Here is a 22141-nt window from a genome sequence, read left to right on the forward strand (position 1 = left end):
ACAACCTAACGGTTCAGGTGATTTGATGGTGCCCATGCAGCCCGACCAGCCGCCGACGACGACCCTGTGGCGCCCCACCGGACCCAAGGAGCTGGAACTGGTACGGGAGCTCGACTGGCGCGCCTGGCCGCCCCGGCTTCCGGAGCAGCCGATCTTCTACCCGGTCCTCAACGAGGACTACGCCATCAGGATCGCGCGCGACTGGAACGTCAAGCACGACGGCGCCGGCTTCGTCACCCGGTTCGAGGTCGACTCCGGCTTCCTGCGCAGGTACCCGGTCCGGCAGGCGGGCGGGGAGACGATCCTCGAACTGTGGGTACCGGCAGAGGAACTCGACGAGTTCAACGCCCACATCGTCGGCAGGATCGAGCTGGTTCACGAGTTCCGCTGAGTGCAGTCCCGAGCGCCGGCCTTCAGGAGTCGGTGGTCCCGGCCTCGACCCACTTGTCGCCGCCCAGCGGGAACTCGTACGCCGGCCGCCCGTTGTTGCCGCTCGTGCGGAAGGGCCGGCCCCGGTCGTCCACCCTCAGCGTGCCGCTCCGGTCGCCGCTGGACCAGCTCAGCTCCAGGTACCAGCTGACGTCGTACGCGGAGGCGTCGGCCCGGATGTAGTAGACCTCCGGGTCGGACTCGCTCACCGAGAACGGGAAGTCGTCGTGCCCCGCCTCCGGGACGACGGCGGGACGCGCGGCGTCGAGAGCGACCGTGAAGGAGCGGGTCGGGACGTTGCCGCCGCAGCCGACGCCCGGGTAGCCCATGGCGTAGTCGTTCCAGGCGAGCGGTGCTCGCTTGCCGGCCATACGGACCGTCAGCCCGTCGACGACCACCGTCTCCTTCCCGGTGCCCTGCACGGTGACCTTCAGATACTGCTCCCCCGACGGCACGGCGCCCATCGCCCCCACCCAGGCGGGCGCGTCCTGCTCCGGCGGCGGCGGCCCCACCTGACCCGGAGGCCGGTTCACCAGGTAGCGCTGGGCACAGGGGCTCTCCCAGACGTTCGGGTCGGTGTTCACGGTGAGGGGGGCGGGGCCGGCCGGGGCGGTGGCGTCCCGCCCGGGGCGGTCGGCGCCCGCGCCGGTGCCGGAACCGGTGCCGCTGCCACTGCCACTGCCGGTGGCAGAGGCGGAGGAACTGGGTGCCGCGGAGGCGGCTTTCTTTCCGCCGCCCTTCTTCTTGCCGCTGCCGGGGGAGGAACTGCCCGAGGGCGACACCGATGCGGCCGAGCCGCCGTCCGGCTGCTGCCGGTGCCCGCCGGAGACCGCCGCCGAACCACGATTCCCGTCGTCGTCCGCCCCGCCGTAGGGAATCGCCACGGCGAGCCCGACCCCGGCCAGGACGACGGCCACGGCGGCAGCGGCGAGCAGGGCGGGACGTGGACGGCGCGGGCGCCGGTCCACCGGCCCCGCTGAGACCACCTCGCCCGGCTCCTCACGGACGTCCTCGCCCGACTCCTCCGGAAGGCCTGCTTCCGAAGAAGCCTCCACCGCGGACACGGTCTCCGCGGTCACGGTCTCCGCGGACACGGTCTCCGCGGTCACTGCCTCCGGGGTCACTGCCTCCGGGGTCACCAACTCGGGTTTTTCGGTCTCCGCGGCCGGAGCGGCGACGGCCCCTTTGCGCCTTCGGTCGGCATCCGCCAGCACCCACCGCCGATGCAGCTCGACAAGCTCCCCGGGCGACGCCTTGCACAGCCGGGCGAGTCTCTCCACGGGCGCGTAGTCGGTGGGTACGGCATCCCCGTTGCAGTACCGGTGCAGCGTCGACGTACTCATGTGGAGCCGCTTGGCGAGCACCCCGTAGCTCAGCCCGGACCGCTCCTTCAATTCCCCCAGCAACGCGGCGAAGTCCGCCGCGGCCGTGCCTTCCGACACCTTTCCTCCATCCCCCATGTCCCGTTCCCCCGTTCCAGGGGAGGGTCGTTTCCCCTGGTCAAAGCCTGTGCGGGCGTTCCAGCGTCCCGGATCGTCCGCCGGCCGTGGCGGCCGGGACGGATCACCGCACAAGCTCTGGTCATCCAAGCACGCCGCTCCCGGCCGACCGGTAGAGCGGCTCGCTCAGGCCTTCTCGCCAACAACGTTTGTCCGAAAGGGAACCACCTCATGCGCAAGTACCACGCTCTCCCCGTCGCCCTCCTGGCCGCCCTCGCTCTCACTGCGTGCCAGGACGGCACGGGCACTCAGGACGAGGGCGCGGCCAAGCCGCAGCTGACGGCGACGGCGAACACCGCGCCCACCGACGCGGCCTCCGACAAGGCGGGTGACACGGCTGCCGACACGGCCACGGTCGCGAAGACAACGAAGGCCACGCAGGCAACGAAGGCCGCGAAGGCCAAGGGCACGAGCGCGAAGGGCACGAAGCCCGGAACGGCCGCCGCCCCCGCCGCCCGTGTCTCCTGCAACGGCACCAACACCACCGTCACGGCCAAGCCGGTCCGCCGCCCCATCAACCACATGCTGATCACGGTCAAGAACACCGGCTCGAAGGCGTGCGACCTCACCTACTACCCGGTGCTGCGCTTCGACGAGATGCAGTGGGTCCCGCAGCCGATCGAGGAGTCCAAGCCGCAGGCCGTGACGACCCTCGCACCCGGCGAGTCCGGCTACGCGGGAGTAGCGCTGTCGGCGGCCGACGGCAGCGGCTCCGGTGGCACCACCGGCCGCAAGCTCACGGTCGGCTTCCAGGGCCGCACGCCGCACAGCAGCGGCGGCCCCTCGGCGATCCCGCAGCTGCCCTCCGAGGGCGTGTACTACGACAGCTCGCTGACCGTCACGTACTGGCTGCACGACATGGAGCAGGCCCTGGCCTACTGATCCTTGAGCCGCTGGGCCACTTCGGTGGCCCAGTAGGTGAGGATGTTCCGGGCGCCCGCCCGCCGGATACCGGTCAGGCTCTCCATGATCGCGCGGTCCCGGTCGATCCAGCCCTTCTCGGCGGCGGCCTCGATCATCGAGTACTCACCGGAGATCTGGTAGGCGGCGACGGGCACGTCCACGGCGTCCGCGACCCGGGCGACGATGTCCAGGTAGGGCCCCGCGGGCTTCACCATGACCATGTCGGCGCCCTCCTCGAGATCGAGGGCGAGTTCCCGCATGGAGTCCCGCACGTTCGCGGGGTCCTGCTGGTAGGTCTTCCGGTCCCCCTTCAGGGACGAGCCGACGGCCTCCCGGAACGGCCCGTAGAAGGCGGAGGCGTACTTGGCGGTGTAGGCGAGGATGGCGACGTCCTCCCGCCCGATCTGGTCGAGGGCGTCACGGACGACGCCGATCTGCCCGTCCATCATCCCGCTGGGGCCGACCACATGGGCCCCGGCGTCGGCCTGCACCTGGGCCATTTCGGCGTACCGCTCCAGGGTCGCGTCGTTGTCGACCCGCCCCTGGTCGTCCAGCACCCCGCAGTGCCCGTGATCGGTGGTCTCGTCGAGACACAGATCGGACATGACGAGCAGGTCGTCACCGACTTCGGCCCGTACGTCCCGGAGGGCGACCTGGAGAATCCCGTCCGGGTCGGTCCCCGGCGTCCCGAGCGCGTCCTTCTTCGACTCCTCCGGCACGCCGAACAGCATGATCCCGGAGATCCCCGCCGCGACGGCCTCCGCGGCGGCCTTCTTCAGACTGTCCCGGGTGTGCTGCACGACCCCCGGCATGGCCGAGATCGGCACCGGCTCGCTGACACCCTCCCGCACGAAGGCCGGAAGAATGAGATCGGCAGGGTGCAACCGGGTCTCGGCGACCATCCGACGCATGACGGGAAGGCTCCGCAAACGCCGCGGCCGCGTACCAGGAAAAGATCCGTACGTCGTCATGCCACCTACGCTACGCCCGCCCAAAACCCCCCGATGCCGACGCGATGTCGGCAGCAACCCCGCAAACCCGAGTCCGCAACCCGCGGGCATTCGTGCCGCCCAGGGCGGCACGGGTGGGCGCGGGCGGCACCCCGCGGCGCCGGGTTGCGCACCCCACCTGCCCCCAGCCCCGACGCCGAGCACCCCGAACCCACCGCCCCCGCATGCGGCCCCCCACCCCCCAGGTCCATCCTGAAAAAACAAGGACAAGGACCCCGACGGCCAACACAACCCCCGCCGCCGCCGTCCCTCCGTACGCCACCCACGGAGGACGCGATGACCACCCGCCACGACACGCCCGACATCTTCGCCCTCTCGGAAATCCACGGCCCGGTCCTGCGCCCCGGCGACCCCGCCTACGCCGACGAAGTCACCGGCTTCAACCTGGCAGCCCTCCACACCCCCGACGTGGTCATCGGAGCATCAGCCCCCGACGACATCGTCACCGCCATGCGCTGGGCCAAGGCCACCGACACCCCCGTCGCCGTCCAGGCCACCGGCCACGGCGCCAACTTCCCCATCGAGCAGGGCCTCCTGATCAACACGGCCCGCATGACCGACGTACGGATAGACCCCACCACCCGCACGGCCACCATCTCCGCGGGCGCGAAGTGGAGCCACGTCATGGCTGCGGCCGCCCCGCACGGCCTCGCGGGCCTCTCCGGCACCTCCACGGACGCGGGCGTCATCGGCTACACCCTCGGCGGCGGACTCCCCGTCCTCGGCCGTGCCTACGGCTACGCCGCCGACCTGGTCCGCTCCTTCCAGGTCGTCACCCCGGACGGCCGGCTGCGCGAAACGGACCCCCAGCACGAACCGGAACTGTTCTGGGCCCTGCGCGGCGGCAAGGGCAACGTGGGCGTCGTCACCTCACTCGTGACCGAACTGCTCCCGCTCCCCCGCCTCTACGGTGGCGGCATCTACTGCCCGGGCGAACACACCGAGGCCCTGCTCCGGGCCTGGGCGGAATGGACCCGCACCGTCCCGGACGAGATGTGCAGCGCGTTCACGATCCTGCGCCTGCCGCCCATCCCCCAGATCCCGGAGCCCCTGCGCGGCGGTTTCTGGGCACGCGTGGCGATCGCCTGGCCCGGCCTGCCGGCCGAGGGCGAGGCACTGATCGCGCCTCTCCGCCAAGCCGCCCCCGTGGCCGTCGACACGGTGGAGGTGATGGACCACGCGGCCCTGGACCGCATCCACATGGAACCGCAGGACCCGCTCCCCGCGAGGGAGTCGTGCCTGCTCCTGCGCGACCTGACCCCCGACGCCATGAGCACGTTCCTGGAGCAGGTCGGCCCCGCCGCCGGCGCCGACCACCCCCTGCTGATGGTCGAGATACGCCACATGGGCGGCGCGATGTCCCGCCCCTCCCCCGTCGAGGACGCCGTCTGCTCCCGCGACGCCCTGTACTTCATCGACTCCGTCGGCATCCTGGCCGCGCCCCCCGCCGCCGAGGCCATCGAACAGGCGACGCAGCAGCTCTACACGGCCATGGCCCCCTACGGCACGGGCCACACCATGGTCAACATCCACGGCACCCCGGGCGACGAACAGGACCGCGCCCGCGCCTGGACCCCGGAGGTCTACGAACGCCTACGCCACGACAAGGCCACCTACGACCCGTCCAACCTGCTCCGCTACGGCCACGCGGTGACCCCCGCGTAGCCGCAGCCGGCGCAGTCGATACGCCTACGTCGTCGAACGCCGCCGCCGGGCCCCCGGCCGCCTCTCACTCGGCCGCGTCACCGGATCCCCGGCCTCGAGAGCGGCAGCTCTCCGCTTCGCGCCGAAGTCGGCCAGCGCCTCCGCCAGCTTGTGCACGGACGGCTCCGGAGCCATCACGTCCACGCGGAGCCCGTGCTCCTCGGCGGTCTTCGCCGTGGCCGGCCCGATACAGGCGATGACGGTGACGTTGTGCGGCTTGCCGGCGATACCGACCAGGTTCCGCACGGTCGACGACGACGTGAACAGCACGGCGTCGAACCCGCCGCCCTTGATCGCCTCCCGCGTCTCCGCCGGCGGCGGCGAGGCCCGCACGGTCCGGTAGGCCGTGACGTCGTCGACCTCCCAGCCCAGCTCGATCAGCCCGGCGACCAGCGTCTCCGTGGCGATGTCGGCACGCGGCAGGAACACCCGGTCGATGGGGTCGAAGACCGGGTCGTAGGGGGGCCAGTCCTCCAGCAGCCCCGCCGCGGACTGCTCCCCGCTCGGCACCAGGTCCGGCTTCACGCCGAAGGCGATCAGCGCCTTGGCCGTCTGCTCGCCCACGGCCGCGACCTTGATGCCCGCGAAGGCACGCGCGTCGAGCCCGTACTCCTCGAACTTCTCCCGCACGGCCTTGACCGCGTTCACCGAGGTGAAGGCGATCCACTCGTAGCGGCCCGTCACCAGGCCCTTGACCGCCCGCTCCATCTGCTGGGGCGTGCGCGGCGGCTCGACGGCGATGGTCGGCACCTCGTGCGGCACGGCCCCGTACGACCGCAGCTGGTCGGAGAGCGACACCGCCTGCTCCTTGGTGCGCGGCACGAGCACCTTCCAGCCGAACAGCGGCTTGGACTCGAACCACGCGAGCTGGTCGCGCTGGGCGGCGGAGGAACGCTCCCCGACCACGGCTATCACCGGCCGGCCGCCCTCGGGCGAGGGCAGCACCTTGGCCTGCTTCAGCGTCTGCGCGATCGTGCCGAGCGTGGCGGTCCAGGTGCGCTGCCGGGTGGTCGTACCGGCGACGGTGACCGTCATCGGGGTGTCCGGCTTGCGGCCCGCGGAGACGAGCTCGCCGGCCGCCGCGGAGACGGAGTCCAGGGTGGTGGACACGACGACCGTGCCGTCCGACGCCCCGACCTCCGTCCAGCACCGGTCCGACGCCGTCCGCGCGTCCACGAACCGCACGTCCGCGCCCTGCGCGTCCCGCAGCGGCACACCGGCGTACGCGGGCACACCGACGGCGCTCGCGATACCGGGGACGACCTCGAAGGGCACCCCGGCGGCGGCGCACGCCAGCATCTCCTCGGCGGCGTACGTGTCGAGTCCGGGGTCCCCGGACACCGCACGCACGACCCGCCTGCCGCCCCGTGCGGCCTCCATGACAAGATGTGCGGCATCCCGCACCGCGGGGGCGGCGACGGCGGTTGACGTGCCGTCAACTACCGTCAGCTGGGGCGCTCCTGTGCCCGGACCCGGCTCCTGGGAAGGATCCGAGTCCGTGTTCACTTCGGAGACGCCCTGCCTGGCGTGCTGACGTACGACGTCGAGCACTTCGTGCTCGGCGACGAGGACGTCCGCGTGCGCCAGCGCCTCGACGGCGCGCAGAGTAAGCAGTCCCGGATCTCCGGGTCCGGCACCCAGGAAGGTGACGTGCCCGTGTTCAGGACCGGCGGAAAGGGTGGTGGGGCTCAATGTGCTCGCTCCCCCATCAGACCGGCCGCGCCCTGGGCGAGCATCTCGGCCGCGAGTTCGCGACCGAGCGCCATTGCCCCGTCGTGCGTCTCGGGCACGGGACCGGTGGTGGACAGCTGCACCATCCGCGTGCCGTCGGTGGTCCCGACGACGCCGCGCAGGCGCATTTCCTTGACAATCTGCCCGTCGGCCAGAAGGTCGGCCAGCGCGCCCACAGGGGCGCTGCAACCGGCCTCCAGGGCGGCGAGCAGTGACCGCTCGGCCGTCACGGCGACCCGCGTGAACGGGTCGTCGAGTTCGGCGAGCGCAGCGACGAGGTCCGCGTTGCCCGCGGCACACTCGATCGCCAGTGCCCCCTGGCCGGGGGCGGGCAAAACCGTGTCGACCGACAGGAAGTCGGTCACTTCGTCACCCCGGCCGATCCGGTTCAGTCCGGCGGCGGCCAGCACGACGGCGTCGAGCTCACCGGACCGTACGTATCCGATCCGGGTGTCGACGTTGCCGCGGATCGGGACCGTCGCTATGTCCAGGCCGTGGCTGCGCGCGTACGCGTTGAGCTGGGCCATGCGGCGCGGCGAACCGGTACCGATGCGGGCCCCGCTCGGCAGGTCGGTGAACTTCAGCGCGTCCCGGGCGACGATCACGTCCCGCGGGTCCTCCCGCGCGGGTACGGCGGCCACCACCAGCTCGTCGGGCTGCGTGGTCGGCAGGTCCTTCAGCGAGTGCACCGCGAAGTCGACCTCGCCCTTGAGCAGCGCGTCGCGCAGGGCGGTCACGAACACACCCGTGCCGCCGATCTGGGCGAGCGCCTCACGCGAGACATCGCCGTACGTGGTGATCTCGACGAGCTCCACGGGCCGCCCGGTCACCCGGCTCACGGCCTCGGCCACCTGCCCGGACTGGGCCATGGCGAGCCTGCTCCGCCGGGTGCCGAGCCTCAGCGCCTTGTCGTTCATGCCGGCCCTCGGTCTTTCTCTGTGCTGTCCTCGGCCCGGGAGACGGCGGCAACCGTCTCCGGGTCGAGGTCGAACAGGGTCCGCAGCGCGTCCGCGTACCCGGCGCCGCCGGGCTCGGCCGCGAGTTGCTTGACCCGTACGGTCGGCGCGTGCAGCAGCTTGTCCACCACGCGCCGCACGGTCTGGGTGATCTCCGCGCGGTGCTTGTCGTCGAGGCCGGGAAGCCGTCCGTCCAGGCGGGCGATCTCACTGGCCACGACATCGGCGGCCATGGTGCGCAGGGCGACCACGGTCGGCGTGATGTGCGCGGCCCGCAGTGCTGCCCCGAAGGCCGCGACCTCGTCGGAGACGATACGCCGGACCTGGTCCACATCGGCAGCCATCGGAGCGCCCGCGGATGCTTCCGCCAGCGACTCGATGTCCACCAGCCGCACTCCGGTCAGCCGGTGTGCGGCCGCGTCTATGTCGCGCGGCATCGCCAGGTCGAGCAGGAAGAGCACGGGTTCGGGCCGCGGCGGCTCGTCGGCCGGCGCGGGCCTGCGCCGCTCGGGGATGCGCCCGACGGTGGCCACGGTCGCGGCGAGCGCGGCGATGGCGTCGGCGTCCGGCGTGGGGTCGAGCGGACCGGCCGTCCCCGGCCTGGCCGCGCGCTGGGCGCCGCCCACCGTGCCGTTGTCCACCCACGCCGCGTGCTGCTCCAGGTCGGCGGCGGCCATACCGGCCACGGCCGCCTCGCCCAGCACGGAGAACCCGGCGGTGCCCTGTACCGCGGGCAGGTCCAGCGGGCAGCCGTCCTCGCCGCCGAGGCCGGTGGCGGGCAGGTTGCCCCGCCCGGCGCCCGTGGCCGCCGTCCCTCCCGGCTCACCGTCCGGGGCGGGCGTTCCGTCGCCCACGGCCGACGGCGCGGCCGTACGGCCCTCCACCGCGGCGGCGACCGACTCGGCCGTCATGACGAGGCCCGTCGCGCCGGTGCAGGAGACGGCGACGTCGGCACGTGTCAGCTCGAACGGCACCGACTCCATCGGGACCGCGCGGGCCAGCACGTCCGTGTCGTCGCCCTCGGCGAGGATCTGCGCGAGGCGCTCGGCGCGGTCGAAGGTGCGGTTGGCGACGACGACCTCGGCGACCCCGGCCCGCGCGAGCGTCGCGGCGGCCAGGGAGGACATCGACCCGGCGCCGATGACCAGGGCCTTCTTGCCCCGGGCCCAGGTCTCCACATCGCCGCCCGCGGCCAGTTGCTCCAGGCCGAAGGTGACCAGGGACTGGCCGGCGCGGTCGATGCCGGTCTCGGAGTGGGCGCGCTTGCCGACCCTCAGGGCCTGCTGGAACAGGTCATTCAGCAGCCGGCCCGCGGAGTTCAGCTCCTGCGCGCGGGCCAGGGAGTCCTTGATCTGGCCGAGGATCTGCCCCTCGCCCACGACCATCGAGTCCAGCCCGCAGGCCACCGAGAACAGGTGGTGGACGGCCCGGTCCTCGTAGTGCACGTAGAGATAGGGAGTGAGCTCCTCCAGGCCGACCCCGCTGTGCTGGGCGAGCAGCGTGGACAGCTCGGCGACACCGGCGTGGAACTTGTCCACGTCGGCGTAGAGCTCGATGCGGTTGCAGGTGGCGAGCACCGCGGCCTCGGCGGCCGGTTCGGCGGCGACCGTGTCCTGGAGCAGCTTGACCTGCGCGTCCGCGTTGAGCGAGGCCCGCTCCAGGACGCTGACCGGGGCGCTGCGGTGGCTGAGTCCGACGACGAGGAGGCTCATGCCGGCATCACGGCGGGCATGTCCCCGTCGGGTCCCTGGTCGGCGGAGTCGCTGCGCGCGGCGGCGGCCGGGACGCCACCGTCGGAGGCGGCGGCCTCCTCGCCGGCCTTGCGCTGCTCGTGGAAGGCGAGGATCTGCAGCTCGATGGAGAGGTCGACCTTGCGCACGTCGACGCCGTCGGGGACGGACAGCACGGTCGGCGCGAAGTTCAGGATGGAGGTGACCCCGGCGGCCACGAGCCGGTCGCAGACGGCCTGCGCGGCACCGGCGGGGGTGGCGATGACCCCGATCGACACGCCGTTGTCCTGGATGATCTTCTCCAGGTCGTCGGAGTGCTGCACGGGGATCCCGGCGACGGGCTTGCCCGCCATGGCCGGGTCGGCGTCGATCAGCGCGGCGACCCGGAAGCCGCGGGAGGCGAACCCGCCGTAGTTGGCGAGGGCGGCGCCGAGGTTACCGATACCGACGATCACGACGGGCCAGTCCTGGGTGAGGCCCAGCTCGCGGGAGATCTGGTAGACGAGGTACTCGACGTCGTAGCCGACGCCCCGGGTCCCGTAGGAGCCGAGGTAGGAGAAGTCCTTGCGCAGCTTCGCGGAGTTGACCCCCGCCGCGGCCGCGAGCTCCTCGGAGGAGACCGTGGGCACCGAGCGTTCCGACAGCGCGGTCAGAGCGCGGAGGTACAGAGGAAGCCGGGCGACGGTGGCCTCGGGAATCCCTCGGCTGCGGGTCGCCGGTCGGTGAGTTCGGCCAGTTGCCACGGTGCTCCTGCGGGTAGAGCGGGGCTGTAGGCGGTCATACGTCCCTACATGACCGCCCCGTCGAAAGCAGGCTATGTCTTTGTGAACGCGTGCACAAAGATGGTGTCCGATTTGCCCGGCCAACGTGACCGGGGTCACGCGCCCCCGGCGCACTCGTGGGGAACCGGCGCGCTCGCACCACTGTTCCTCTACTTCTGGGGGCAAAACCGCACACACTCCTCTGTGTATCCCGCCCCCGAGACCAGCCGCCGTCGATCCTAAGCGACGTTCCGGCCTCTTTGGACTACTCGGTCAGTTGCTGGACCGGCCGGGATCAGTCGGTCAGCGCCTTGCGCAGGCGGTCCTCGTTCACACGCCAGAACGTGTGCTGCCTGCCGTCCACCAGCACGACCGGGATCTGTTCCCAGTACTGGTCGTGCAGTTCCCGGTCCTCGGTGATGTCCTTCTGCTCCCAGGGGACACCCAGATCACCGCACACCTTTTCCACAACGACCTGTGCGTCATCACACAGATGACAGCCGGGCTTGCGGATGAGGGTGACGAGCCGGTCCCGAGGGGGCCTGCGACGGAAGAGGGGACTCATGTCGGCCATTGTCGCGCGCCGGCGAACAAGGGGAACCCTCGCGGACGCGTCGGCGGACAGGCCCGCCACGCCCGTCCGGGCGACATCTGTAACGACACACTCGCCGAGAGTTCACACGCTCCAAACCTCTCGACTCCGGAACCCCCGAACAAACTGGCTATGCTCACGCCATGGCCGCTCTCGGATGGCTCACTCCCCGTAGGCGCTCCGCCACGGCGAGGAGCGTTTTGGCAGGCGAGGCCTCGGCGGAGGCTGCCCGCAAGTCCTCACAGGAGGCCGCCGGCACGACCGAGGAACCGCAGTTCCCGGTCCACGGCGACGACCAGGCCGCCGCCTTCTTCGACCTGGACAACACCGTCATGCAGGGCGCCGCCCTCTTCCACTTCGGCCGGGGCCTGTACAAACGGAAGTTCTTCGAGACGCGCGAGCTGGCCCGGTTCGCCTGGCAGCAGGCGTGGTTCCGGCTGGCCGGGGTCGAGGACCCCGAACACATGCAGGAGGCCCGCGACTCGGCCCTGTCGATCGTCAAGGGCCACCGCGTCGCCGAGCTCCAGTCGATCGGCGAGGAGATCTACGACGAGTACATGGCCGAGCGCATCTGGCCCGGCACCCGCGCCCTGGCCCAGGCCCACCTGGACGCGGGCCAGAAGGTCTGGCTCGTCACGGCGGCCCCCGTCGAGATCGCCCAGGTCATCGCCCGCCGCCTGGGCCTGACCGGCGCCCTGGGCACGGTCGCCGAGTCGGTCGACGGCGTCTACACGGGCAAGCTCGTCGGCGAACCGCTGCACGGCCCCGCGAAGGCCGAGGCGGTCCGCGCGCTGGCCGCGGCCGAGGGCCTGGACCTGACCCGCTGCGCCGCCTACAGCGACTCGCACAACGACATCCCGATGCTGTCCCTGGTCGGCCACCCCTACGCCATCAACCCGGACTCCAAGCTGCGCAAGCACGCCCGCCAGCTCGACTGGCGGCTGCGTGACTACCGCACCGGTCGCAAGGCGGCCAAGGTCGGCATCCCGGCCGCGGCCGGCGTGGGCGCGGTGGCCGGCGGCACGGCGGCGGCGATCGCCCTGCACCGCCGTCGCCGCTGACGACCGATCAGCCCACGGCCGATCAATCCGCGACACCTTCGTTTTCTGGATGACAAACGCCGTAAATCCAACTGGCGTACCCCCACAACCTCGCATCCAGTCCTCTTGGCTGCACACGGCCACAACACGCCCTGGACCCGGCCTCAATTCGAACCGTTCCGATCAACAACCGCTCACGTTGCGGCACTTGATGCGGCGTCAATCGGTTACCGAAGCGACGTAATCGATGATTTGAGCAACTCGGTGTAGCAGGGCCTACACGAAGCGTTATTCTCCTCAGACGCAATCCGGTACCCCTCCGTCGCTACGACGGGTGAAAGGTCCCGCACTGCACGTGATGGAAGCTCTGCCTCTGGGAGTCCCGTGTACCCACACGTCGGGGTTGACGCCTCGGGCCTGGCTACGCTGCGCGCAACGGTCCTCGACCTGTTGCGCGGCTTCGTCCCCACCGCGTACGCCGGCCCCGCATTCGCCACCGCCGCACCCGTAGGCCCGTGCTATGCACTGGCCGACGGCAGCGCCGCGGTCGGCAGACGAGGGCGCCCGTCCGGCGCGGCCACCGCCCGACGGCCGGCGGCGGACAGCGACAGCGCCCGCATGATGGACCTCGTGGAGCGCGCCCAGGCCGGCGAGTCCGACGCCTTCGGCCGCCTCTACGACCAATACAGCGACACCGTCTACCGGTACATCTACTACCGGGTCGGAGGAAAGGCGACTGCCGAGGACCTCACGAGTGAGACCTTTCTGCGCGCCCTGCGGCGCATCGGGACCTTCACCTGGCAGGGGCGAGACTTCGGCGCCTGGCTGGTGACGATCGCCCGGAACCTCGTGGCGGACCACTTCAAGTCCAGCCGCTTCCGCCTCGAGGTCACCACCGGCGAGATGCTCGACGCCAACGAGGTCGAGCGCTCCCCCGAGGACTCCGTCCTGGAGTCCCTCTCCAACGCCGCCCTGCTCGACGCGGTGCGGCGACTCAACCCCCAGCAGCAGGAGTGCGTGACACTCCGCTTCCTCCAGGGCCTCTCCGTCGCCGAGACCGCCCGCGTCATGGGCAAGAACGAGGGCGCCATCAAGACCCTCCAGTACCGGGCCGTCCGCACCCTCGCCCGACTCCTCCCGGAAGACGCCCGCTGACCGGACCGTACGCTCGGCGACGGTCAACTCACTGTCCGTGAAAGTCCGTTGACTTCGGCATCCGATCATCCGGCGTCCGTAACCCAAGTGCCGCGCCACTCGTTGTGCGGGATGCAGGCTCCCTGTGGTCACCCCCTGACCGGCTCCGATCACTCGATCGTGTGGTCGTGGTCAGGGTGTGCAACCCTCAGGACCCCCTGGGGAGTCGACCGTCATGACGAGAGGAGGTGCCGCCAGTGATCGCGAACGTATCGGCGCACCGGCGGGCGAACGCCTTCGCCCAGGCCCTTCAGGAGCAGTCCGAGCAGGGTACGGCGGCCGAGCAGTCCGAAGGATCGGCACCGACCCCGGCCGCCGCGGAGCGGACCGAACAGGCACGCCTGCTGGCGCTGGCCTCCGGTCTCGACGCGCTGCCCAAGCCGGAGCTCGACCCGGAGGTCAAGGTCGTCCAGCGGGCCCAGCTGGTGGCCGCGTTCGAGGCCATGCTCCAGGAGGGCACCGCGGGAGGCGGGGCGACGGACAACGCAGTCCCCGAACAGCGCTCCTCCCGGGCCCGCGGCGCCCACCGCGCGAGCCCGCTGAAGAAGCTCCGGCCGCGGTCCCGCCTCGCCAAGGGCCTCACCGCGGGCGGCCTCAGCGTCGGCGTGGCCGCGAGCGCCTTCGGCGGAGTCGCCGCAGCCAGTTCCGACGCCCTGCCCGGCGATTCGCTCTACGGCCTCAAGCGCGGCATCGAGGACGTCAAACTCGGCCTCGCCGACGGAGTCGACGAGCGCGGCCGGGTCTATCTCGACCACGCCTCCACCCGGCTCAGCGAAGCCCGCCGCCTGATGGAGCGGGGCCGCAGCGGCCCGCTGGACCACGAGTCCCTGGGCGAGATCCGCCGTGCCCTGTCCGGCATGCGGCACGACGCGTCGGAAGGCCACCGGCTGCTGAGCGAGGCGTACGAGCGCGACCCGGACTCCCTGGAGCCCATCCAGGCCCTGTCCGCGTTCTCCCGCTCCCACCGCCAGGCCTGGGGCGAACTGCGCGAGAGGCTCCCCGTCCAGCTCGGGGACGTCAGCGAGCAGGTGTCGTCGGTGTTCGACGCCATAGAGGAGGACGTCGCCCCGCTGCGGTCCCTGCTGCCCGAGCCCCCGGCCCGCAGCGGCGGCGAAGGCAAGCGGCAGGGCGCCTCCGAGTCGGCCTCCACCGGCTCCTCGGCCACCGACCGGTCGGCCCGTCCCAGCGACAGTGGCCGCGGCCACTCCGACGAGGGCGGCACCGGCTCCGGCAGCCCCAGCCGCTCGGCCGGCTCCGGCAGCGACAGCGACGGCCTGCTCGGCGGCAACACCGGCGGCCTGCTCGACCCGCCGCAGGACAGCGACGCGAGCACCTCACCGTCGGCGGAAGGCAAGACGCCCGTCCCCGAGCCGGACGTGACGCTCCCGCCGCTCCTGCCCGACCTGCTGCCCGGGCTGGGCATCGACGGCGAGGACGCGAACTAGCCGGAGGCAAGACAGTGGGGGCGCCCCTCCCGAGGGGCGCCCCCATCGTCATGGGCACTGTCTCAGTCCTGCACTGCCTCAGAAGAAGACCGACCGGCGCTGCACCAGCAGCTTGTACAGGGTGTGCTGGATCTGCTCCCTGACCTGGTCGGTCAGGTTGAACATCAGCATCGGGTCCTCGGCGGCCTCCGGCGGATAGCCGTCCGTGGGGATCGGCTCGCCGAACTGGATCGTCCACTTGGTCGGCAGCGGAACCGCCCCGAGCGGCCCGAGCCACGGGAACGTGGGCGTGATCGGGAAGTACGGGAAGCCCAGCAGCCGGGCGACCGTCTTGGCGTTGCCGATCATCGGGTAGATCTCCTCGGCCCCGACGATCGAGCAGGGCACGATCGGCGTCCCGGCACGCAGGGCGGTCGAGACGAAACCGCCGCGGCCGAAGCGCTGGAGCTTGTAGCGGTCCGCGAAGGGCTTCCCGAGGCCCTTGAAGCCCTCCGGCATCACCCCGACCAGCTCACCCTGCTCCAGCAGCCGGGACGCGTCCTCGGCACAGGCCAGGGTGTGACCGAGCTTGCGGGCCAGCTCGTTGACCACCGGCAGCATGAAGACCAGGTCCGCGGCGAGCAGCCGCAGATGCCGGCCCGCCGGGTGGTTGTCGTGCACGGCGACCTGCAACATCAGGCCGTCCATCGGCAGGGTCCCGGAGTGGTTGGCGACGATCAGGGCGCCACCCTCGGACGGGATGTTCTCGACGCCCTTCACCTCCACCCGGAAGTACTTCTCGTACAGCGGGCGCAGCAGGGACATCAGGACCTGGTCGGTCAGTTCCTCGTCGTAGCCGAAGTCGTCGACCTCGTAGTCCCCGGTGAGGCGGCGGCGCAGGAAGGCCAGGCCGCCCGCGATACGCCGCTCCAGGCCGCCCTCGCCGCCCTGGGGGCCTTCCGGCGGTTGTTCCTCAGACGTCACAGGAACATCATCCTGCGGAACAGCCCTGGTGGGCAGGGGCTGCACCTCACGGACCGGCGCCGACTCCGTGCCCGGGCGCCGGTTCCCGGTGCTCCGGCGCCGCTGCGGACGCTGCACGGCGCCCCCGCGGGACCGGTCGTCGTCGAACGGAATGACCTTGGCATCCGCCATCGTTGATGCGCTCCTCAGTTGGCGCTCTGCGTCGGGGGGTGACCGCCGCCCGCGAGGGGCAGCGCGGCGATCCGGTCGACGGCCCCCGCAAGGGCCTCCGGCGGAAGAAGTCCGGGACCTTGGCTGCGTGCGAAGTCCGCGAACGTCTCCGCGGTCGTGTACTTGGGCTGGAATCCCAGCGTCTCGCGCATCTGGCCCGTGGCCACGACCCGGCCGTGGGTGAGCAGCCGGATCTGCTCGGGCGAGAAGTCCGACATGCCCAGCGTACGCACCAGCGAGCCCGCCCAGGTGACGGCCGGGAGCAGCAGGGGCACGGTGGGACGCCCTAGGCGCCGGGAGCACTGGGAGAGCAGCAGCACGCCGTCGCCGGCGATGTTGAAAGTGCCGCTGTTGAGCGTGCCCCGCCGCGGCTCGTGCGAGGCGATCCGCAGCACCTCGATCACGTCGTCCTCGTGGACGAACTGAAGCCGCGGGTCGTAGCCGAACACGGTCGGCAGGACCGGCAGCGAGAAGTACGAGGCGAGCGGCGTGTCCGCGGTCGGGCCGAGGATGTTGGCGAACCGCAGCACGCAGACCGCCACGTCGGGCCGGCGGCGCGCGAAGCCCCGCACGTACCCTTCGACCTCCACCGTGTCCTTGGCGAAGCCGCCGCTGGGCAGGGACTTGGGCGGGGTCGTCTCGGTGAAGACGGCCGGGTCGCGGGGCGCGGAGCCGTAGACGTTCGTGCTGGACTTCACGACCAGCCGCCGCACGTTCGGGGACTTCTGGCAGGCACCGAGCAGCTGCATGGTGCCGATGACGTTGGTCTCCTTCAGGGAGGCCCGGTTGCCGCTGCCCAGCGGCGTGCCCGTCACGTCCAGGTGGACGATCGTGTCGGCGCCCGTCTCGGCGAGCACCCGCGCGATTCCGGGCTGCCGGATGTCGGCCTGGACGAAGTCCGCGCCGCCCAGATGGTGCTCGGGCGGCACCGCGTCCACGGCGACGACCCTGTCCACCTCGGGGTCACGCTGGATCCGCCGTACGAACCGGCCCCCCAGCGGGCGGGCCACTCCGGTCACGAGCACGACCTTGCCCAAGATCAGCGCCTTCCTTCCAGAAAACCTCTTGCCCCGCCGCGTTCCCCCGTGGGGCCAACTTAGCGGGTCGGCGTTGCGCTGTGATGACCGCCTGATGCGCGAAGTGACGGAAGCAGCCGGACGTACGAGCCGGAACACGTGTGGCCCCCCACCGGTGGGTGGGGGGCCACAGCAACGCTCTCGCGGCGTCCGCGTCGCGAACTTACTTCTTGTTGCGACGCTGAACGCGCGTGCGCTTGAGCAGCTTGCGGTGCTTCTTCTTGGCCATCCGCTTGCGCCGCTTCTTGATAACAGAGCCCACGACTACCCTCGCTCACTTCTCATCACTCGGTTGTTTGGGCGCCATGGGCCCACACGACCTACGAGGGGCTAGCCTACCCGCCCGAGCGCTGAGGTCGTAATCGAGGAGGCCAGGGTGATCCCGAGTGCCCTGTGAGGGACCACCCCGCCCCAGCCGTCAGGCGGTTTCCACCCCCACATAACTCTCGCGGAGGTACTCGTGAACCGCTTGCTCCGGGACGCGGAAGGACCGCCCCACACGGATCGCGGGCAGATGACCGCTGTGCACCAACCGGTACACGGTCATCTTCGACACTCGCATCACCGAGGCGACTTCCGCCACGGTAAGGAACTGAACCTCGTTCAGAGGCCTCTCGCCAGCTGCAGCCATGACACACCTGAACCTTCCGCACTCGACGGCCACCGGCTTCCCCTTCCGGTGACTCTTCGTCGCTGCGTGCTCACTCCCCAATGTAGGGGCGGGTGATGCGAGTGGGGAAGAGGTGCACCCATCGGCGGCCTACTGTGACAGACACGCCCGATTGAGTACGTAGCGGGTAAGCGGCAGGTAGTAATCAGACCGCACTCCGTCATCAAGTGGAACGACGACGGAGACGGACCCCTCGGCCTCACCGACGAACAGGGCAGGATCGTTCGTATCCGCCGGCCCGATGGCCTCGAACCCCAGCTGACCTGCTCCGCAGACCCACCCGTGGTCCCCGATGACCAGCTCGGGAAGGGGCCCGTCGGCCTCTGCGGCAGCGGCCAACACGGTACGAACCGGGAGAGGTGAGTGCGTATGTGCGCCGGGCTCACAACCGGGGCGTTCGGTGCCGGATCCCCGCACCAGCGCGACTCCTCGTACGTAGTCGAGGTTGTGCGTACGTAGGCCGAACCGGGTCGTTATGTCGACACAGCGACCCTGCGCGGGGGTGAGAACCTCACACCCCGCCGCCGACAGCGCGTCTGCCAGAGCGGCGTAGAAACCGAGCAGCCGGTGGGGGTGCCCGGTGCCGAGGAGCACGGGTGCGCCCCGCCGGGCGGCCTCGGCGAGGCGCTCCGCGAAGGCGTCCAGCGCGGCCAGGGTGCGCTCCGGATCGATCACGTCCTGGCCGGAAATCCGACGGGAATCGGCCGAAACACCGCACCTGTCCGCCATCAGCTCGACCAAATCCCGCTGGCTCCAGACCCCTTCGGGATCGAGACCGAGGAGCACCCGGGGATCCCGGGCGGCGAACAGCCGGTAACTCCGCAGGCTCTCCTCACGAGGCGTGGCCACGGTCCCGGCGAGGCGTGCGCCCACCAGGTGCGCACGAAGGGCTTCGGGGGTCAGCACGAGGCGATCGTGCGCGACGGGCGCCGCACGTGTCCCGGGAACCGGCGAACACAGCACGGTCGGCCTACCAGGAGGCCCACCCGGTCAGGCCAGCAGCCCCCGCAGCGGGAACACCGCCCGCCGAGCCGCCAGCACCGCCTGGTCCAGCCGGTCCGCGGGGTCGTAGCCCTCCTCCCAGCCGGGGAAGGCCACGGGCCAGCGTCCGTCCGTCATCCGCGCCGGGGCCAACTGCCGGGTCCGGGCGAACGCTTCCTGCCGCCAGCCCTCGGGGATCATCGCCTCGGGCTCCACGGCCCGGCCCGCCGCGATCCCGACCAGATGCGTCCACGACCGCGGCACCACGTCCACCACGGCGTAGCCGCCCCCGCCCAGCGCCACCCACCGCCCGTCGGCGTAGTCGTGCGCCAGGTCGTGACAGGCCACCTGCACCGCCCGCTGCGCGTCCAGAGACACCGCCAGATGCGCCAGCGGATCCTCGAAGTGCGTGTCGGCCCCGTGCTGCGTCACCAGCACCTGCGGCCGGAAGTCCGCGATCAGCTCGGGCACGACCGCGTGGAACGCCCGCAGCCACCCGGCGTCCCCGGTCCCGGCCGGCAGCGCGACGTTCACCGCCGAGCCCTCCGCGGAGTCCGCCCCGGTCTCCTCCGGCCAACCGGTCTGCGGGAACAGCGTCCGGGGATGCTCGTGCAGCGAGATCGTCAGCACCCGCGGGTCCTCCCAGAACGCCGCCTGCACCCCGTCCCCGTGATGCACGTCGACGTCGATGTACGCCACCCGCTCGGCCCCGAGCTCCAGCAGCCGGGCGATCGCCAGCGACGCGTCGTTGTAGATGCAGAAACCGGACGCCCCGCCCGGCATCGCGTGGTGCAGCCCGCCCGCGAAGTTCACCGCGTGCAGCGCGTCACCGCGCCACACGGCCTCCGCCGCCCCCACCGACTGCCCGGCGATCAGCGCCGACACCTCGTGCATCCCGGTGAACGCCGGATCGTCCATCGTCCCCAGCCCGTACGACTGGTCCGCCGCCCCCGGCTCCGCCGACGCGGCCTTCACCGCCTCGATGTAGTCCTCCCGGTGGACGAGTCGCAGCGTCGACTCCCCGGCCGCCTTCGCGGCGACCACCTCCACCTCACGGTCCAGCCCGAAGGCATCGACCAGTCCCCGGGTCAGGGCGAGCCGGACCGGGTCCATCGGATGCCCGGGACCAAAGTCATAGCCCGTTACTGCCTCGTCCCACATCAGCTGTGCGCGGCCGCTCATGTCCGCCACCGTATCGGTCCGGTTGAGGCGCGAACGACCGGGCGTACACCAGCGTCACCAGCACCAACACCATCGGCACAACCATGGCCCCGCGGTAGCTCCACGCGTCCCCGAGCGCCCCGACCAACGGCGAACCGATCAAAAACCCCACATAGTTGAAGACATTCAACCGCGCCACGGCCGCATCCGAAGCCCCGGGGAACAGCCTGCCGGCCGCCGCGAACGTCTGCGGCACCAGCACACACAGCCCGAGCCCCAGCAGCGTGAACCCCAGCATCCCCACCCACGCCCCGGGTGCCACCGCCACCACGGCGAACCCGCACGCCGCCACGAGCGCCCCGCCCCGCACGACCGAGACGGCCCCGAACCGCCGCACCCCGAGGTCCCCGATCGCCCGCCCCAGCAGCGTGGTGACCATGTACACGTTGTAGGGCACGGTCGCCATCTGCTCCGAAGACCCGAGCACGTCCTTCAGGTACTTCGCGCTCCAATTGGACACCGTGGAGTCCCCGATGTACGCCACGGTCATCACCAGACACAACGGCAACAGCCACTTGAAGACGACGACCTGGCCCTCGCCCGCCTTCTCCGCCACCGCCGACGCCGCCTCGTCGTCGACGTACCACCGGCTCCCCACCAGCATCGCCGGGAGCAGTACCGCCACGACCGGCAGGTACGACACCCACAGGGCCAGATCCCAGTGCGCCCCCACCCACGCCAGCGACGCCCCCGCGATGCCGCCCAGGCTGTAGGCCGCGTGGAAGCTGAGCATGATGCTGCGCCCGTACGACCGCTGAAGGCTCACCCCGAGCATGTTCATCGACGCGTCCAGCACCCCGACGGCGAGCCCGAACGCCGCGAGCGCGACGCCCAGTTCCACCATCCGCTCCCCGGCCCCGACCCCGAGCAGCGCCAGCAGCACCACGGGCTGCGACCACCGCAGCAGCAGGCTCGGCCGCACCCGCTTCACCAGCCGCTCGGTGGTCACGCTCCCGACCCCGGCGAGGATCGGCACGGCGGCCAGGAAGGCGGGCAGCAGCGCGTCGGAGACCCCGTACCGGTCCTGGATGGCGGGAATCCGCGTCACGAGCAGAGCGAAGGCGACCCCCTGCACCAAGAAGCTGAACGCCAATGAGGCCCTGCCGCGCCGCAGCACATCAGTCATGGCGGCGAGCGTAGGGCCCCGGCCTACCCGTGGGTAGATCCAGCCAAAGATGAATTTTACTCAGCTTCTAAGCCCTCACATGAGCAGCTCAGTCAGCTCCCGCATGTCGGAGAAGAACCGCCGGGCTCCGATGAGCCTCTCCGCCGGAGTCATGGCGGTGAACCCGTACACGTCCATCCCTGCCGCAACCGCAGCCCGCACCCCCAGCGGACTGTCCTCGACGACGGCACAGCGCTCCGGCGCGACCCCCATCCGCTCGGCTGCGTACAGGAACAGATCGGGAGCCGGCTTTCCCCTTCCCACATCCTGCGAGCTGAAGATCCGCTCCTCGTCGAACCACCGATCGAGACCGGTGGTCCGATGCCCCACCCGGATCCGCTCATGACTCCCGGACGACGCCACGCAGTACGGCACGGAGTCGGCGGCAAGCTTCTGCAGGACCTCCTCGACGCCGGCCACCGCCTTCAGGTCCCGCTCGAAGGCCGCGAAGACCCGACCGTGGAACACGTCGTCGAAGTCCACCGGCAACCGCCGCCCGGTCCGCTCCTCCACCAGGTCGTGCACCCGGTGCATGGCGGAACCCATGTAATCCCGGACGGAGTCCTCGTACGACGTCGGATGACCCAGCTCGGTGAGGTAGGCGGCCAGGAGCCGGTTGGAGATGGGTTCACTGTCGACGAGGACACCGTCATTGTCGAAGATCACGAGGTCATAGCGCATCACTCGACCCTAAACGCAGAAAACCCCCGCATCCGAAGATGCGGGGGTTTTCCCAAGAATTGTTCGGCGGCGTCCTACTCTCCCACAGGGTCCCCCCTGCAGTACCATCGGCGCTGTAAGGCTTAGCTTCCGGGTTCGGAATGTAACCGGGCGTTTCCCCTACGCTATAACCACCGAAAC

The 22141-nt window shown here is 71.1% G+C and carries 21 protein-coding genes and 1 rRNA gene; 6 read left to right on the forward strand and 16 right to left on the reverse strand.

Going from position 1 to position 22141, the window contains the following annotated elements; all coding sequences use genetic code 11:
* Window positions 1-34: 34 nt before the first annotated feature.
* Entirely contained in the window at window positions 35-391 is a 357-nt protein-coding gene (locus ABFX81_RS39010; RefSeq protein ID WP_086850352.1) for a hypothetical protein, read from the forward strand.
* A 22-nt stretch (window positions 392-413) separates the two neighbouring features.
* On the opposite strand, the gene ABFX81_RS39015 is transcribed toward ABFX81_RS39010, so the two are convergent.
* The gene (locus tag ABFX81_RS39015; RefSeq protein WP_346139403.1) at window positions 414-1871 is read right to left on the reverse strand and encodes a helix-turn-helix domain-containing protein; all 1458 of its coding nucleotides are present in this window, start codon (window positions 1869-1871) and stop codon (window positions 414-416) included.
* 228 nt (window positions 1872-2099) lie between these two features.
* On the opposite strand from ABFX81_RS39015, the gene ABFX81_RS39020 reads away from it, so the two are divergent.
* On the forward strand, window positions 2100-2810 hold the full coding sequence (locus tag ABFX81_RS39020) for a DUF4232 domain-containing protein (RefSeq protein WP_086851973.1): 711 nt from the start codon (window positions 2100-2102) through the stop codon (window positions 2808-2810).
* Here ABFX81_RS39020 and hemB read toward each other — a convergent pair.
* On the reverse strand, window positions 2804-3802 hold the full coding sequence (gene hemB, locus ABFX81_RS39025) for a porphobilinogen synthase (protein ID WP_086851974.1): 999 nt from the start codon (window positions 3800-3802) through the stop codon (window positions 2804-2806). The two genes, ABFX81_RS39020 and hemB, sit on opposite strands and share 7 nt — an antisense overlap.
* 315 nt (window positions 3803-4117) lie before the next feature.
* On the opposite strand from hemB, the gene ABFX81_RS39030 reads away from it, so the two are divergent.
* Window positions 4118-5506, forward strand: a complete 1389-nt coding sequence (locus ABFX81_RS39030; protein ID WP_346139404.1) for an FAD-binding oxidoreductase — start codon at window positions 4118-4120, stop codon at window positions 5504-5506.
* A gap of 24 nt (window positions 5507-5530) precedes the next feature.
* Here ABFX81_RS39030 and ABFX81_RS39035 read toward each other — a convergent pair whose 3' ends face one another.
* The 5 genes from ABFX81_RS39035 to ABFX81_RS39055 form a co-directional block, all read right to left on the reverse strand.
* Entirely contained in the window at window positions 5531-7237 is a 1707-nt protein-coding gene (locus ABFX81_RS39035) for a uroporphyrinogen-III synthase (RefSeq protein WP_086852384.1), read from the reverse strand.
* Window positions 7234-8193 (reverse strand): hydroxymethylbilane synthase, encoded by a 960-nt coding sequence (gene hemC, locus ABFX81_RS39040; RefSeq protein WP_086852382.1) that lies wholly within the window; start codon window positions 8191-8193, stop codon window positions 7234-7236. Before hemC ends, ABFX81_RS39035 begins: the two co-directional genes overlap by 4 nt.
* Entirely contained in the window at window positions 8190-9944 is a 1755-nt protein-coding gene (locus ABFX81_RS39045; protein ID WP_086852380.1) for a glutamyl-tRNA reductase, read from the reverse strand. The genes hemC and ABFX81_RS39045 overlap by 4 nt, the downstream gene beginning before the upstream one ends.
* Window positions 9941-10705, reverse strand: a complete 765-nt coding sequence (locus ABFX81_RS39050; protein ID WP_020275182.1) for a redox-sensing transcriptional repressor Rex — start codon at window positions 10703-10705, stop codon at window positions 9941-9943. The genes ABFX81_RS39045 and ABFX81_RS39050 overlap by 4 nt, the downstream gene beginning before the upstream one ends.
* Window positions 10706-11018: 313 nt before the next feature.
* Window positions 11019-11297: a glutaredoxin family protein gene (locus tag ABFX81_RS39055; protein WP_086603661.1), complete on the reverse strand. Its 279-nt coding sequence runs from the start codon at window positions 11295-11297 to the stop codon at window positions 11019-11021.
* A gap of 161 nt (window positions 11298-11458) precedes the next feature.
* Between ABFX81_RS39055 and ABFX81_RS39060 the strand changes: the two genes are divergently transcribed.
* The 3 genes from ABFX81_RS39060 (at window position 11459) to ABFX81_RS39070 (ending at window position 14994) form a co-directional block, all read left to right on the forward strand.
* Entirely contained in the window at window positions 11459-12376 is a 918-nt protein-coding gene (locus ABFX81_RS39060) for an HAD-IB family hydrolase (protein WP_086852378.1), read from the forward strand.
* Between the two features lie 363 nt (window positions 12377-12739).
* Window positions 12740-13510, forward strand: a complete 771-nt coding sequence (locus ABFX81_RS39065) for an ECF subfamily RNA polymerase sigma factor, BldN family (RefSeq protein ID WP_086852376.1) — start codon at window positions 12740-12742, stop codon at window positions 13508-13510.
* 236 nt (window positions 13511-13746) lie between these two features.
* On the forward strand, window positions 13747-14994 hold the full coding sequence (locus tag ABFX81_RS39070) for a DUF5667 domain-containing protein (protein WP_086852374.1): 1248 nt from the start codon (window positions 13747-13749) through the stop codon (window positions 14992-14994).
* A gap of 78 nt (window positions 14995-15072) precedes the next feature.
* Here the strand turns inward: ABFX81_RS39070 and ABFX81_RS39075 are convergent, their stop codons facing one another.
* The 9 genes from ABFX81_RS39075 to rrf form a co-directional block, all read right to left on the reverse strand.
* Window positions 15073-16128: a 1-acyl-sn-glycerol-3-phosphate acyltransferase gene (locus tag ABFX81_RS39075; RefSeq protein WP_086852372.1), complete on the reverse strand. Its 1056-nt coding sequence runs from the start codon at window positions 16126-16128 to the stop codon at window positions 15073-15075.
* A 14-nt stretch (window positions 16129-16142) separates the two neighbouring features.
* Entirely contained in the window at window positions 16143-17204 is a 1062-nt protein-coding gene (locus ABFX81_RS39080) for an NAD-dependent epimerase/dehydratase family protein (RefSeq protein ID WP_086852370.1), read from the reverse strand.
* A gap of 202 nt (window positions 17205-17406) precedes the next feature.
* Window positions 17407-17505, reverse strand: coding sequence for a 30S ribosomal protein bS22 (locus ABFX81_RS39085; protein WP_003948845.1), 99 nt, complete (start codon window positions 17503-17505; stop codon window positions 17407-17409).
* A 156-nt stretch (window positions 17506-17661) separates the two neighbouring features.
* Window positions 17662-17874 carry a helix-turn-helix domain-containing protein gene (locus tag ABFX81_RS39090; protein WP_004984898.1) on the reverse strand — a complete coding sequence of 71 codons (213 nt, stop codon included), beginning with the start codon at window positions 17872-17874 and terminating at the stop codon, window positions 17662-17664.
* 129 nt (window positions 17875-18003) lie between these two features.
* Window positions 18004-18819, reverse strand: coding sequence for a phosphatase (locus ABFX81_RS39095; RefSeq protein ID WP_086852368.1), 816 nt, complete (start codon window positions 18817-18819; stop codon window positions 18004-18006).
* An 84-nt stretch (window positions 18820-18903) separates the two neighbouring features.
* Window positions 18904-20076 carry an acetoin utilization protein AcuC gene (locus ABFX81_RS39100; RefSeq protein WP_346139405.1) on the reverse strand — a complete coding sequence of 391 codons (1173 nt, stop codon included), beginning with the start codon at window positions 20074-20076 and terminating at the stop codon, window positions 18904-18906.
* Window positions 20027-21241, reverse strand: coding sequence for an MFS transporter (locus ABFX81_RS39105; RefSeq protein WP_346139406.1), 1215 nt, complete (start codon window positions 21239-21241; stop codon window positions 20027-20029). The genes ABFX81_RS39100 and ABFX81_RS39105 overlap by 50 nt, the downstream gene beginning before the upstream one ends.
* Window positions 21242-21316: 75 nt before the next feature.
* Complete coding sequence (locus tag ABFX81_RS39110; protein WP_086846169.1) at window positions 21317-21961, reverse strand: HAD-IA family hydrolase; 645 nt, start codon at window positions 21959-21961, stop codon at window positions 21317-21319.
* Between the two features lie 61 nt (window positions 21962-22022).
* A 5S ribosomal RNA gene (rrf, locus tag ABFX81_RS39115) occupies window positions 22023-22139 on the reverse strand.
* Window positions 22140-22141 lie beyond the last annotated feature (2 nt).

It is taken from the genome of Streptomyces coeruleofuscus, from assembly GCF_039532725.1.
Lineage (GTDB): Bacteria > Actinomycetota > Actinomycetes > Streptomycetales > Streptomycetaceae > Streptomyces > Streptomyces coeruleofuscus.